The 13450-nt window shown below is 64.8% G+C and carries 9 protein-coding genes; 3 read left to right on the plus strand and 6 right to left on the minus strand.

The genetic code is table 11. The features are described 5' to 3' along the window. Window positions 1-73: 73 nt before the first annotated feature. From CXQ81_RS20520 to CXQ81_RS20540, 5 genes are all read right to left on the minus strand, one after another. Window positions 74-2215 (minus strand): type I secretion system permease/ATPase, encoded by a 2142-nt coding sequence (locus tag CXQ81_RS20520; RefSeq protein ID WP_101338387.1) that lies wholly within the window; start codon window positions 2213-2215, stop codon window positions 74-76. A gap of 2 nt (window positions 2216-2217) precedes the next feature. Then, window positions 2218-3603 (minus strand): HlyD family type I secretion periplasmic adaptor subunit, encoded by a 1386-nt coding sequence (locus tag CXQ81_RS20525; protein ID WP_101338388.1) that lies wholly within the window; start codon window positions 3601-3603, stop codon window positions 2218-2220. Continuing rightward, window positions 3600-5711, minus strand: a complete 2112-nt coding sequence (locus tag CXQ81_RS20530; RefSeq protein WP_101338389.1) for a type I secretion system permease/ATPase — start codon at window positions 5709-5711, stop codon at window positions 3600-3602. The genes CXQ81_RS20525 and CXQ81_RS20530 overlap by 4 nt, the downstream gene beginning before the upstream one ends. Window positions 5712-5975: 264 nt before the next feature. Then, window positions 5976-7538: a TerC family protein gene (locus CXQ81_RS20535; RefSeq protein WP_101338390.1), complete on the minus strand. Its 1563-nt coding sequence runs from the start codon at window positions 7536-7538 to the stop codon at window positions 5976-5978. Window positions 7539-7955: 417 nt separating this feature from the next. Then, window positions 7956-8828, minus strand: coding sequence for a LysR family transcriptional regulator (locus CXQ81_RS20540; RefSeq protein ID WP_101338391.1), 873 nt, complete (start codon window positions 8826-8828; stop codon window positions 7956-7958). Between the two features lie 103 nt (window positions 8829-8931). Between CXQ81_RS20540 and CXQ81_RS20545 the strand changes: the two genes are divergently transcribed. The 3 genes from CXQ81_RS20545 to CXQ81_RS20555 all read left to right on the plus strand — a co-directional run bounded on the left by CXQ81_RS20545 (window position 8932) and on the right by CXQ81_RS20555 (window position 12911). Next, window positions 8932-9429, plus strand: a complete 498-nt coding sequence (locus CXQ81_RS20545; protein WP_085534293.1) for a heme-binding protein — start codon at window positions 8932-8934, stop codon at window positions 9427-9429. Then, window positions 9426-10964 (plus strand): MFS transporter, encoded by a 1539-nt coding sequence (locus CXQ81_RS20550; protein ID WP_101338392.1) that lies wholly within the window; start codon window positions 9426-9428, stop codon window positions 10962-10964. Before CXQ81_RS20545 ends, CXQ81_RS20550 begins: the two co-directional genes overlap by 4 nt. Before the next feature lie 609 nt (window positions 10965-11573). Next, a complete protein-coding gene (locus tag CXQ81_RS20555; RefSeq protein ID WP_256593407.1) occupies window positions 11574-12911 on the plus strand; it encodes a Wzz/FepE/Etk N-terminal domain-containing protein in 1338 nt (445 codons plus the stop codon). A gap of 87 nt (window positions 12912-12998) precedes the next feature. On the opposite strand, the gene CXQ81_RS20560 is transcribed toward CXQ81_RS20555, so the two are convergent. Then, a complete protein-coding gene (locus CXQ81_RS20560; RefSeq protein ID WP_101338393.1) occupies window positions 12999-13412 on the minus strand; it encodes a MerR family transcriptional regulator in 414 nt (137 codons plus the stop codon). Between the last annotated feature and the right edge of the window lie 38 nt (window positions 13413-13450).

A 13450-nucleotide genomic window follows, 5' to 3' on the forward strand; every position in this document is an offset into this window, starting at 1 on the left:
GGCTGCCTGTCGCTATGAATATCCGGGGTGGGGAGGCATGCCTGGTTCGTGCGTACTCCTGCCGTCAGTGGGTTCAATCCTTCATTTGCAAGGCCCACTGCCGGGCATACAGCCCGTCCAGGGCGAGCAGTTGTTCGTGGGTGCCCTGTTCGAGCACCCGGCCCTGATCGATGACCAGGATCCGGTCGGCGTGGCGCAGGGTATTGAGGCGATGGGCCACGCTGATCACCGTGCGGCCCTGGGCGATGCCCTGCAGGTTGGCCATCACCGCCGCTTCCGACTCGTAGTCCAGGGCGCTGGTGGCCTCGTCCAGGAGCAGGATCCCGGGGTTGCTCAGCAGCGCCCGGGCCAGGGCGATGCGCTGGCGCTGGCCACCGGAAAGCTGGCCGCCGCGCTCGCCGACCTGGGTCTCGTAGCCCTGGGCCAGGGCTTCGATAAAGGCCGCCGCTCCCGCCAGGCTGGCCGCATGCTGCACTTCGGCATCGCTGGCCTGGGGCCGGCACAGGCGGATGTTCTCGGCCACGCTGCCGGCAAACAGCACGCTTTCCTGCAGCACCACGCTCATGTTGCGGCGCAGGGCCACCGGGTCGGCAATGGCCAGGTCGATGCCGTCCACCAGCACCCGGCCGTGCTGGGGCACATAGAGGCGCTGCAACAGGCGGGTCAGGGTCGATTTGCCGGAGCCGGAAGGCCCGGTGATGCCGACGAATTCCCCCGGCCGGATCTCCAGGTCGAGGCTGCGCAGGACCTCCTGGCCGTCCTCCTCATAGCGAAAGCGCACACCCTGGAAACTCACCCCGCCCTGCAACGCCGGCACCGAAGCCAGGCCGCCGCTGCCGCTTTCGCACTCGGTGTCGAGAATGTCGCCCAGGCGCCGCAGGGAAATCAGGGTGTGCTGGAAGTCCTGCCAGACCTGGGCCAGGCGCAGGATCGGCTCCACCACATGGCCGGCCAGCATGTTGAAGGCCACCAGTTGGCCGGGGCTCAGCTGGCCGTCCAGCACCAGCATCACCCCCCACCACAGCAACAGCGCCGCGGTGAGTTTCTGGATCACGCCGATGCCTTGGCCGGCCCAGATGCCGACGATGCGGGTGTGGAACGCCGCGCGCACATAGGCCGCCAGCTGGCGTTGCCACTGCTGCTGGAAGCCGCTTTCGATGGCCCCGGTCTTGATGGTCTCGATGCCGGTCACGGCCTCGGTGAGAAAGGCGGTGTTGGTCGCGTTCAACTCGTATTCGCGCAAGGCCCGGCTGCGCAGCAAGGGCCCCACGCACAGCCAGAACAGGAAGTACAAGGCCAGGGAGCCGACCACCACCCAGGTCAGCAGCGGCGCGTAGGCATACATCACGGCGATGAACAGCCCGCAGAAGGCCAGGTCCAGCACCAGGGTCAGGGCCGAGCCGGTGAGGAACTGGCGGATCTGCTGCATCTCGCCGACCCGGGCGATGATCTCGCCGGTCTGCCGCCCCTGGAAATAGCCCAGCGGCAGCTGGATCAGGTGCTGGTACAGGCGCGCGGACAACTCGGCGTTGATCCTGCTCGCCACGTTGCTGAACAGCCAGGAACGCAGCAGGCCGAACAAGGGCTCGAACAGCGCCAACGCCAGCATGGCGATGCCCAGCACCTGCAGGCTGGACAGGCCGCGGCTGACCAGGACCCGGTCGATGATGTTCTCGAACAGCAGCGGCGTGACCAGCGCCACCAGTTGCAGCATCAGCGACACCAGCAGCACGCTGCGAAACTGCCGCACATGCTTGAGGATCGACGGCAGGAACCAGCCGATGCCGAAACCGCGCGCCCTGGGTTCGACATGCCGCTCGGCCAGCAGCAGCACCTGGCCCTGCCAGAGCGCTGCCAGTTCCTCGCGAGACAAGCTCTGGCACTGCCCCTGCAACGGCCAGAACAGCCGCACCTGGTCGCCGTCCACCGCGTCCAGCACCGCCCAGCCCTGGGAGGTTTCCAGCAGGGCCGGCAACGGCAGGTGCTGCAAACGCTGCACCTGGCTTTGCAGCGCCCGCGCCCGCAGGCCGATCCAGCCGGCGCAGCGCCGCAGGTCGAGGCTGTCGGCCAGGCCCTCGACCCGCCCCAGGCGGTGGTTCAGTTGCGCCACGCTGATGCTCAGGTCAAACCGTCGGGCGGCCCAGGCCAGTGCATGCAGGCCGGTATCGAGGATAGTCGGCGACTGTTCGGCCGCGGGATTGAAGGCTGTGGTCATGCTCAACGCTCCCGCAACGCTTCGGACTGATACTCGCGAATCGGACTCAGCAGGTAGTTGATCACCCGCCGCTCGCCCGTGCGGATCTCGCCGGTCACGCTCATCCCGGCCTGCAAGGGCATCCACTCCTGCCCCGCGGCGATCGCGGCGCGCTCCAGGCGGATCCGGGTCGGGAACACCAGGCCCAGCTGTTCGTCCTTGATGGCGTCGCCGGAGACATGCTCGACCGTGCCGCGCAAGGTGCCGTAGCGGGTGTAGGGAAAGGCGTCGACCTTGATCTCCACCGGCTGGCCGGCCCTGACGAAACCGACGTCCTTGTTCAGCACCATGACCTCGGCATCCAGCTCGGCGCCCTCGGGCACGATCACCAGCAGTTGCTGCGCCGGCTGCACCGCGCCGCCCAGGGTATGCACCGCCAGTTGCTGGACCACCCCGTCCACCGGCGCCAGCAGGGTTTGCAGGCGCTGCCGGTCGCGGCCGCGGATCAGTTGCTGTTCGAGCACCGCGACATCCTGGTGACTGCGGTTGAGCAGGTCGTGCTGTTCGCGCTGGGTCCTGGCCAGGAAGCTGTCGCGCTGCTCCCGGCGGTTCTGCGCCTGGGCCTTGAGCACCTGCAGCTCGGCATGTTGCTGGGCCAGGGAACGCTCGACCTCCAGTTGCTCCTTTTCCTGTTCGAGCAATTCGACCCGGGGCATCAACTGTTCGGCCGCCATCGCCCGCCGTGCATCGAGGCGCCGGCGGACGTTGCTGGCCAGCTTGCCCAGGGCGGCGATCTCGCTGTTGCGGGCCCGCTGGCTGGCCTGGTTGATGGCGATCTCGGCATTGAGGCTGTCGAGGTTGGCGCGGATCTCCTTCCAGGTGCTCGCCAACTGTTCCCGCGCCGCCGCGAGCTGTTCCGCGTCCAGGCCGTCCGGCGCCTGGTAGCTGCCCAGCGGGTCCGGAGTCAGCAGCGCGCGGGCCCGGGCCAGCTCCAGGCGCTTGAACGCCAGTTGCGCGCGCAACTCGCTCAATTCGGCGTCGATGCCGATCGGGTTCAGCGCCACCAGCACGTCGCCGGCCTTGACCCGCTGCCCGTCCCGCACATGGATGGCCCGCACTTCGCCGGCCTCATGGGCCTGGATCACCTTGGTGTAGCTGGAGACCATCAGGCGCCCGGCGGCGCTGGCATGGATGTCGAGGAACCCGAGGATCGCCCAGCCCAGGGCCAGCAGGATCGACAGGATCAACAGCAGTGCCGTGCCGCGGGCCCAAGGCGCGGGCGGGCGCTCGACGATCTCCAGGTAACCGGGCTGGAACTCGTATTCGTCGCGGCTACGCCCCCGCAGCGCCGGCGCCTCGCGCAGTTGCTGCCAGGCGCGTCGCAAAGGGGTCAATGCGCCGCGCATCATTGGGCCTCCTTGCGCAGCGCCTGTTGCAGCGTCCACAAACGCGCATAACAACCACCGTTGGCCAGCAGTTGCTGATGGCTGCCCGACTCGCTGATACGCCCCTGCTCCAGGGCGATGATGCGTTGGCAATGGCGGACCGCGGACAGCCGGTGGGCGATGATGATCACCGTGCGGCCCTCGGCGATGCGCGCCATGTTGTCCTGGATCAGCGCCTGGGATTCGTCGTCCAGGGCGCTGGTGGCTTCGTCGAAAATCAGGATCCGCGGATCGCCCATCAGCGCCCGGGCAATGGCGATGCGTTGCCGCTGGCCACCGGACAGGGAACTGCCGGCTTCGGCCAGCACCGTGTCGTAGCCCAGCGGCAGGCGCAGGATGAAATCGTGGGCGCCGGCCAGGCGCGCCGCGGCGATCACACTTTCCAGGGACGCCGTGGGATGGCGCAGGGCGATGTTGTGCCGCACGCTGCGGTTGAACAGGTAGTTTTCCTGCAGCACCACGCCGATCTGGCTGCGCAACCAGGCCGGTTGCAGCTGCTGCAGCGGCATGCCGTCAATGAGGATGCGCCCGGCATCGGGGGTATAGAGTTTTTGCAGCAGGCGGGTCAGCGTGCTCTTGCCCGACCCGGACGGCCCGACGATGCCCAGGGTCTGGCCGGCGGCGATGTGCAGGTCCAGGCCGCGCAGCACCAGCTCCAGTTCCGGGCGGTAGCGGAACGTCACTTGCTCGATGCGCACCTCGCCGCGCAGGGCCTGCGCCGGGCGTTGGTCGCCCTCGGCCTGCTCCACCGGCAGGTTGAGCATGTCGCCCAGTTTGTCCACCGACACCCGCACCCGGACGAACTGTTGCCAGACCTCGATCAGCTTGGCCAGGGGCTGGCTGACGTGGGACAGCATCATATTGAAGGCGATCAGTTGGCCAATGGTCATCTGCAGGTCGATGACCTTGCTCGCGCCCCAGCAGATCACCGCCACCGCCGTGACTTTCTGCAACAGCGTGACCATCTGGCTGATCGCGCTGCCGAGGGTCTGGCTGGCAAAACCGGCCTCGACCATCTCCGCCGTCTGTGCCTCCCAGCGCCGCTGCATGCGCGGCTCCACCGCCAGGCTCTTGATGGTTTCGCTGCTGCTCACGGTCTCATTGAGAAAGGCCGTGTTGCGCGCGGCGCTGTAGAACTGCCGTTCGATGCGCTTCTCCAGCGGGCCGCTGCTGGCCCAGGCCAGCAGCACATACAGCGGCAGGGTCAGCAGCACCAGCAGCGTCAGCGGCCAGGAGATCCAGGCCATGACCGCAAAAAACACCAGGGTGAAGGCCACATCCACGCACAGGGTCAGCAAGGAGCCGGTGAGGAACTCGCGGATGCTGTCCAGCTCCTGGACCCGGGTGATGATCGCGCCGACCTGGCGCTGCTTGAAGTACAGCAGCGGCAGGCCGAGCAGATGGCGGAACAGCTTGACCCCCAGGCCGATATCGATGCGATTGGCGGTGTGCGCCGAGAGGTATTCGCGCAAGCCCTTGAGCAGCACCTCGAACAGGCCGACCACCACCAGGGTCATCACCAGCACGTCGAGGGTCGACAGCGCCCGGTGCACCATGACCTTGTCCATCACCGCCTGGAAGAACAACGGCGTCGCCAGGGCCAGCACTTGCAGCAGCAGCGAGCACAGCAGCACTTCGCCGAGTATCCGCCGGTGGCGCAGCAGTTCCGGAACGAACCAGGACAGATCGAAGCGCAGGCCGCCCTGGCGCAGGCGAATCACCTCGCCGCTCCACTCTTCGGCCAACTGCGCGCGATCGAGCACATCCGGGGTATGGGCTGAGGGTCGCTGGATCAGCGCCTGCGCGTCGGACAACCGGGCCAGCAGGATGAACGCGCCGCTGCGGTCGCGCCAGACCAGGGGCAGCATCTTCGGGGTCAGCCGGGCCAGCGCCAGACGCTCCAGGCGCAGGTCGGCACCGGCGCCCCGGGCGTAGTCCTTGAGCGCCCGGCGCAGGTCGCGTTCGGTTCCCGGGTCGGCGGCCTGTGGCGCGCGCTCCTGGGTCAGTTGCAGCAGCAGTTGGCAACAGGCCAGGGCCGAGTGGACGGCCGCCGTGGCGGAAAGCTCCGCCATGGCGGGGCATTCGACCAAGGCTGGCTGCGGGGGTATTGCGGGATTGACTGACATAGACCGCTCGTTTCAAGACCCGCGCTGCAAGAACGAGGGTGCATGGAGATACGAAACCAGTCTGCGGCAGCTACCCGGCAATGATAATCAGCCACGGGGTTGAAAGCTTTTAAGTAAAACTTAATCAGCCGGAGCCTGGCCTTGGCTCGGGTCATGTTCCAGGCCAAAAAAAAAGCCGGACTCGCGTCCGGCTTTCTGTCAGCTCATGGCTCAGGCGGCATCCTGCCGGTGCAGCAGCACCCGGGTCACTCGCCGCTCTTCCACCGTCACCACCTGCAGCGTCCAGCCCTGCCATTGCAGTCGGTCGCCAATCACCGGCAAGCGGTCCAGCAGGCTCATCACCAGCCCGGCCAGGGTCTGGTAGTCCTCGGTCGGTTCGGCGTCGAAGCCGGTGCGCTGGCGGATCTGCGCCAGGTTCAAGGCGCCGCTGACCATGAAACCGCCCTGCTCTTCGACAATGTCCGGGCCTTCGATTTCGCTGGCGTCGGGCAGCTCGCCGGCGATGGATTCGAGGATGTCGGTCATGCTCAGCACGCCGACGAAATCGCCGAATTCGTTGATCACGAACGCGATGTGGGTGGAGGCCTTGCGCATCTGCTCCAGGGCGTTGAGGATCGAGAAGCTGTCCAGCAGGTTGATCGCCGTGCGCGCCAGGTGTTCCAGGTTCGGCTCGTTGCCGGCCAGGTATTCCTTGAGCAACTCCTTCTTGTGCACGAAGCCCAGCGGCTCTTCCACCGCGCCGTCGCGAATCAGCGGCAGGCGCGAGTAGGACGAATGCATCAGCCTGTTGCGGATGGCTTCGGCATCGTCGGCCAGGTCGATGTAGTCGACGTCGGCACGCACCGTCATCAAGGTGCGGATCGGTCGCTCGGCCAGTTGCAGCACGCCGCTGATCATCACCCGCTCGCGGCGGTCGAACAGCTCGGTGCCCGGCGCTTGGCCATTGTCCAGCAGGTCGGCGATCTCTTCGCCCACCTCCTCCACCGCCAACTGGCGACCGCCCAGCAGGCGCATCACCGCGTGGGCCGTGCGCTCACGCATCGGCCGCAGGCCCTGCATGGATTTCTTGCGGCGGGCGCGGGCGATCTGGTTGAACAGCTCGATCAGGATCGAGAAACCGATGGCCGCGTACAGGTAGCCTTTCGGGATGTGGAAACCCAGGCCTTCGGCGGTCAGGGCAAAACCGATCATCATCAAGAAGCCCAGGCACAGCATGATCACCGTCGGGTGGGCGTTGACGAAGCGGGTCAGCGGCTTGCTGGCGACAATCATCAGGCCGATGGAAATGATCACCGCGATCATCATCACCGCCAGCTCGTCGACCATGCCCACGGCGGTGATCACCGCGTCCAGGGAGAACACCGCATCGAGCACCACGATCTGCGCGACGATCGGCCAGAACAGCGCGTAAGCGGCATTGCCGGCGCGCTGGCTGACATGCCCCTCAAGGCGCTCATGCAACTCCATGGTGGCCTTGAACAGCAGGAACACACCGCCGAACAGCATGATCAGGTCGCGACCGGAGAAGCTCTTGCCGAACACCTCGAACAGCGGCGCGGTCAGGGTCACCAACCAGGAAATACTCGCCAGCAGGCCCAGGCGCATGAGCAGCGCCAGGGACAGGCCGATGATCCGCGCGCGGTCACGCTGGTGGGGCGGCAACTTGTCCGCGAGGATCGCGATAAACACCAGGTTGTCGATCCCCAGCACCAGCTCGAGCACGATCAGGGTCAACAGGCCAAGCCAGGCCGTGGGGTCCATTATCCATTCCATAAAAACGACTCTACCTCTCCAGTGAATTCAGGCAGCCGGACACGGCAAGGCAAGGCCACAAGGCCTTTGAACGGCGAACGCAGGCCAGCGCCTAACGGTCGCAACGACCGGCGGCGAGCAGCGAAAAACAGCGAGTTCGGGGTAACGGCCGCGCCTTATGACTGGCGGAAGGCACCGTGAGGCGGATCGAGCGGGGAAAGGCTGAGGCGTCCAGGGATAAGGACGACTGGGAGGCTCCGAGAGGGTGTTCATGCAAGTCCTGTGAAGAAAAACGGACTTGAATCCTACAACCCCAAGGGGAATTTCCCATGGGGGAAATCATTTCAAGATCTTATCGGGGGCTGCCTGGAGCAGCGCTATCACGAACAGGCTTGCTCGCGAAAAAGCCTATTGAGTGCATGCGACTACTCATGAGCGCTAACGGAATCCACTTCTGACCTGCTCGATATAACGCGCCACCGCCGGCGCCTTTTCGAAGCGTCGGTGGATCAGCGACAACCAGGACGCAGCCGTGCTGCCCTGGATCGGCCGGTACAACACATTGGGCAGCCCCACGTGCCCGACCACCGATTCCGGCACCACGGCCACCCCCTGCCCCAGGGAGACCAGGGCCAGCACCGCCACCAGGCCGCCGGGCTGCGGCCCCAGTTTCGGCGCGTAACCGCCCTCGGCGGCGACCTGCAAGGTGCCGCTGATCTGTTCCGGAAGCACGAAGGTCTCGTTGTGCAGATGGGCCGGGGCGATCTCCGGCAAGCGTCCCAGCCAGGACTCGGCGGGCAGCGCCAGGACAAAACCTTCGCCATCCAGGCGGACCGCCTCCACCCCTTCGGGCAGGGTCATGGGCGAGCGGATGTAACCGATGTCGAACCGCCCCTCGGCCACCAGTCCGGGCAACGCCGCCATCGGGCTTTCGCGCACGCTCAGGCTGACGTCCGGGCAATCCTGGCTGAAGCGCTGCACCTGTTTTTGCAGAAGCCCCGAATACACCGCCGAGGCCACGTATCCCAGCTCGATATGGCCGATTTCGCCGCGCCCGGCGCGTTGGGCGTTACGTTGCGCGAACTCGAACTGGCGCACCGTGGCCTCGGCCTCGCGCACCAGGGCCGCGCCGGCCTCGGTCAGGCTGACCTCGCGCTGCTGGCGCACAAACAAGCGGGTGCCCAGGGCCTGTTCCATGTCCTGGATCTGCCGGCTCAGGGTTGGCGGCGCGATGCCCAGTTGCTCGGCGGCGCGGGTGAAATTGCGTTGCCGGGCCACCGCCAGGAAATAGCGGAAATGACGGATTTCCATAAGTGCGTTAGCTCAAAGGTAATGAAGTGCTCCAGCTCGCCTAACAGAATGGGCGAAAGCCCGGGATAAGCTGGCCAGACCTTCACAGTAAAGAGCCCACGCCATGCACGTCAAACCACTGTTTCTGGCCATGATCACTTGCTGCAGCGTGCCTACGACTTTCGCCGCCGAGAAAGACGCCGACGTTGCCCAGAAGGCAATCCTCAATTTCGCCACCGCCCAACAACTGCTCAAGGCCGCCCAGGACACCGCCTCGGCCAAGGGCTGGCCCTGCGCCGTGGCGATCGTCGACGACGGCGGCTGGCCGATCCTCAGCGCGCGCATGGACGGCGCGCCGGTGGTGGCCGGTATCGAACTGGCCCAGGGCAAGGCGCGGACCTCGGCATTGTTCAAGCGCCCTTCCGGCGACCTGGAAAACGCCATCAACGGCGGGCGCCAGGCGGCCATCACCTCGGGCCTGCTGATGATGAAAGGCGCGCAGCCGATCCGCGTCGACGGCCAGGTGATCGGCGCCATCGGCATCAGCGCCGACACCCCGGCCCACGACGATGAAATCGCCCAGGCCGCGCTCGCCGCGCTGGGTCAACGGGTGCAGCCATGAGGCCGGCCAGCCCGCGCCTGACCCTGCTCACCGCTTCCGGGGTGTGCTCGCTGATCGTGCTCGACACCAACATAGTCGCGGTGACCCTGCCGAGCATCGCTCGCGACCTGGGGGCCAACTTCGCCGATATCGAATGGGTGGTCAGCGCCTACATGCTGGCCTTCGCCGCGCTGCTGCTGCCGGCCGGCAGCCTGGCCGACCGCTTCGGACGCAAGCGCACCCTGCTCTGCGGCCTCGGGCTGTTCATCCTCGCCTCCCTCGGCTGTGGCGCCGCGCCCAACGTGCTGTTGCTCGATATCGCCCGGGCGATCAAGGGGGTCGGCGCGGCGCTGCTGCTGACCTCGGCCCTGGCCACCATCGGCCACACCTTCCATGACGAGGTCGAACGAGCCAAGGCCTGGGCGTTCTGGGGGGCCTGCATGGGCGTGGCGATGACCGCCGCGCCCACCGTCGGCGGCCTGATCACCGAGTTCATCGGCTGGCGCTGGATCTTCTACCTCAACCTGCCGGTGGGCGGGCTGCTGGTGCTGATGGTGTTGCGCGCGATACCCGAGTCCCGCGACACCCAGGCCGCCCGTCTCGATCCCTGGGGCAGCCTGGCCTTCAGCGCCAGCCTGCTGTGCCTGATCTGGGGCCTGATCGAAGCCAATCGCATCGGCTGGAGCCACCCGCTGACCTACGCCCGACTATTGGGCGGCGTGGCGTTGCTCGGGCTGTTCGTGCTGATCGAGCGGGTGCAGCGCCGGCCCATGGTCGACCTGCAGCTGTTCCGCCATCCGCGCTTCATCGGTGCCCTGCTGGGAATGTTCGCCTACGCCGGCTGCGCCCAGGTGATGATGACCCTGCTGCCCTTCTACCTGCAGAACGGCCTGGGCTTCTCGGCGATCGCCTCGGGGCTGGGCATGCTGCCGTTCGCCCTGACCATGTTGATCTGCCCGCGCATCGGCGTGCGCCTGGCAACGCGTTATGCCCCGGCGACTTTGATGGCCGCCGGCCTGACCCTGGTCGGTTGCGGCAACCTGCTCGCCGCCTGGGCCGTGCAGGCTGGCGGCTACCTGAACTTTGCCCTGGCCATCGCGGTGACCGGTGCCGGCGCCGGCCTGCTCAACGGCGACACGCAGAAAAACATCATGGCCTGCGTGCCCCGCGACCGCGCCGGCATGGCCTCGGGCCTGAGCACCACCATGCGCTTCAGCGCCATCATGCTGGCCATCGGCGTGTTCGGCGCCCTGCTCGGCAGCCATACCCAGCAACGCCTGCACGCCAGCCTGGGCGCAAGCGCCGCGCAATGGCTCGACCAGGCCCAGGCCATCGCCTCCCGGGTGGTGGCCGGCGACATGCCCGCAGCCCTGGCATTGCTGCCCGACTCGGCGAAAGAGCTGGTCGAACCGCTGGCCCGCCAGGCCTTCGTCGACGGTTTCGGTGTGGTGCTCGGGGTGGCCGGCCTGCTGGCGCTGCTGGCGGCGGTAACGGTGGGTACGCTGATGCGCAATCCCATCCCGCAGCCGCGGCCTTTGACCCTGAGCGTGGAGTGAACACTCATGGGGCTCGCCCCCTCTCGCGTTCAAGGTGCGGCAACTCTGTATCAGGCCAGTCATGATCTGCCCGGCACCAATAAAACCTCAGGGTGTTCTATCGCCCATTCTTTTGAGGCCAACTGCCAGGCTATTAGATAAATACTCACAACTTGTAAGCCTACCCGCCCTCTTATGGGGCACCGATAAACTTCCATATGGCAAACAGGCCGCTTTGCCATCCGAACAGCAATAGATAAGGCGAATTATGAAGGTACGGTTAAATTCATATATTTATCCTCCCGAGCATTCCTGTAATATTCGCCCACTTAACGTCTTCACCATTCGTAAATGGCAAAGTGCCTGCAGGATTCAGAGTTACGTTAAAAGCGCTCGGCATCGAAACAGCCATTTCCGGGACCTACCTCGGAAAGTGGCCTGCCAACTATCTCTCGCAAGAAAACAGCCCCATCTTATGGTTTTTTCTGGCAACGAGTGGCGCCCATCGGCAAGGAGCCTCATCACGGGGGCGGCCCTGCATGCATGCTCCGTCGGGGGTACGGCATGACAGGGTTAGGATTCACATGAATTAGAGGTGTGCTGATTTTGAATATTGTTCCCCGGCCTCAGATGAATGCTGACGCGGATGAAATTGATCTGTTTGCATTGTTCCAATCCATCTGGCAGCAAAAGAAGCTGGTAATCGGTTGTACCGTTGCCGTGACACTGGTGGGCTTGGCTTATGCGCTATTGGCTCCCCGTGTATATGAGGTGAGCAGCGTATTACGCCCAGCCGCCCTGAATGAACTCGACGCCCTCAATCGCTCGGAAGTCTACAAACTGCCGCCCGCAGATGCCTTGTCCAAGGTCGGCGCAGCACTTGAGTCCTATGAAACACGACTGGACTTCTTCCGCTCGCACCAGGATCTGTTCCAGGCTTTTAAACGCCCTGGGCAAACCCTTGAACAGAGTTTCGAGGACTTCAACCGGGACTCGATCAATCTGATCCTTCCGGATCCGAAGATCACCAACGCCCTGAGCAGCTACATCAAGCTGGAAATGCAATATCCCAAGGATGTCAACGGGGTAGAGATCCTCAACGGTTTCGTCGAATACGCCATCGATGCTGAACGGGAACGCATTGGCGCCGACCTCAAGGTCATCGTCAACAACCGGCTCAATGAACTCAAAGGCAAGATTGCCGCGGCGCGCTCCAACTATGAAACCGACAAGGAATCGAAAATCGCGGCCTTGCTCGAAAGCGATAATATTCGCCGCGCGCAGCTCGAGGACGAACTCAAGGCCTTGCGCGGGCAGTTGAAAGAACAGCGCAAGGACCGTCTGGCCGAACTGGCCGAAGCGATCACCATCGCCAAGTCGATGGGCATCCGTACGCCGACCACGCCATCCTCGATGTCCGACGCCTCCCGCGCCGGCTCGACCCAGGTGATGCGCACCGAGGTCAACACTCAGAGCATCCCGCTGTACTTCATGGGTTATGAAACCCTCGAGGCCGAGCGTGCAGCCCTGCAAAAACGCACCTCTGACGATTTCACCGAGAAGCGTATCGCCGAAATCGGCAAGGAACTGCAGATGCTGCAGGTCAACCGCCAGGTGCAGGAACTGAACAAGCGTTCCAACGAGGACATTTTCCTGAAGGACGTCTTTCCGCTCAGGGCTGAAGTGGCTCGCCTGCGCAACCTGAACATCGATATGGACCGGCTGAAACTGGTCACCATCGATCGCAAGGCCTTGCAGCCAGTAAGCCCGGTCAAGCCCAAACGAGTACTGATCGTCATGCTGTCGCTGGTATTGGGCCTGATGCTCGGCGTGGCAATCGCCCTGATCCGCCGACTCATCCACTCGTACAGTAACCGCGCATCGCACCACAATGACCTGCTCGCCACCCCGGTATTGTTGGACCAGTCCGGCAACATTCGGGGCAAAGGCAACGATAGGCCGCAGTAAGCGGTTCGATCCGCCAAACCTGGAACACCTTTTGGGCGACCGCGATGGTCGCCCAAATTGTTTCAAGCGTCCCGAAACACAGGCGGCTCAGAACCCCCTACCCTTGATCGACGCCATGACCCGCTCGGCGTTCTCGGAACAATCCATGCCTTCCGGACGATCGCGTATGTTGTCGATGATCTCCAGCAGTTGCGCCTTGCTCTGGGCCAGATGCCGCTGCATATCCTCGATCTGCCCGACCTTGCGCTCCAGGCTTTGCAGCAGGGCCTGATGGTCAAGGTCACTCGACTCGCAGCCCGGCAGCAGTTGCTTGAGTTCGTCCAGGCTGAACCCGGCCTGCTGGGCGCACTGGATGATCTCCAGGGTCTGCAGGATCTGCGGAGGGTAACGGCGATAGCCGTTGGCCTGGCGCTGGACCTGGGGCAGCAGGCCCTGGGCTTCGTAAAAACGGATGCGCGATGCCGCCAGCCCGCTGAGTTGTGCCAATTGGCCAATGTTCATTTCGACCTCGATAACCTGCTTGACATTAAAGTTAACTT

The sequence above is a fragment of the Pseudomonas sp. 09C 129 genome, from assembly GCF_002843625.1.
In the GTDB taxonomy this organism is placed as follows: domain Bacteria; phylum Pseudomonadota; class Gammaproteobacteria; order Pseudomonadales; family Pseudomonadaceae; genus Aquipseudomonas; species Aquipseudomonas chlororaphis.

Excerpts from the sequence above, each read along its gene's own strand:
- CXQ81_RS20520 (WP_101338387.1), bottom strand. The coding sequence starts at position 2,215 with ATGACCACAGCCTTCAATCCCGCGGCCGAACAGTCGCCGACTATCCTC.
- CXQ81_RS20525 (WP_101338388.1), bottom strand. The coding sequence starts at position 3,603 with ATGATGCGCGGCGCATTGACCCCTTTGCGACGCGCCTGGCAGCAACTG.
- CXQ81_RS20530 (WP_101338389.1), bottom strand. The coding sequence starts at position 5,711 with ATGGCGGAGCTTTCCGCCACGGCGGCCGTCCACTCGGCCCTGGCCTGT.
- CXQ81_RS20535 (WP_101338390.1), bottom strand. The coding sequence starts at position 7,538 with ATGGAATGGATAATGGACCCCACGGCCTGGCTTGGCCTGTTGACCCTG.
- CXQ81_RS20540 (WP_101338391.1), bottom strand. The coding sequence starts at position 8,828 with ATGGAAATCCGTCATTTCCGCTATTTCCTGGCGGTGGCCCGGCAACGC.
- CXQ81_RS20545 (WP_085534293.1), top strand. The coding sequence starts at position 8,932 with ATGCACGTCAAACCACTGTTTCTGGCCATGATCACTTGCTGCAGCGTG.
- CXQ81_RS20550 (WP_101338392.1), top strand. The coding sequence starts at position 9,426 with ATGAGGCCGGCCAGCCCGCGCCTGACCCTGCTCACCGCTTCCGGGGTG.
- CXQ81_RS20555 (WP_256593407.1), top strand. The coding sequence starts at position 11,574 with ATGAATGCTGACGCGGATGAAATTGATCTGTTTGCATTGTTCCAATCC.
- CXQ81_RS20560 (WP_101338393.1), bottom strand. The coding sequence starts at position 13,412 with ATGAACATTGGCCAATTGGCACAACTCAGCGGGCTGGCGGCATCGCGC.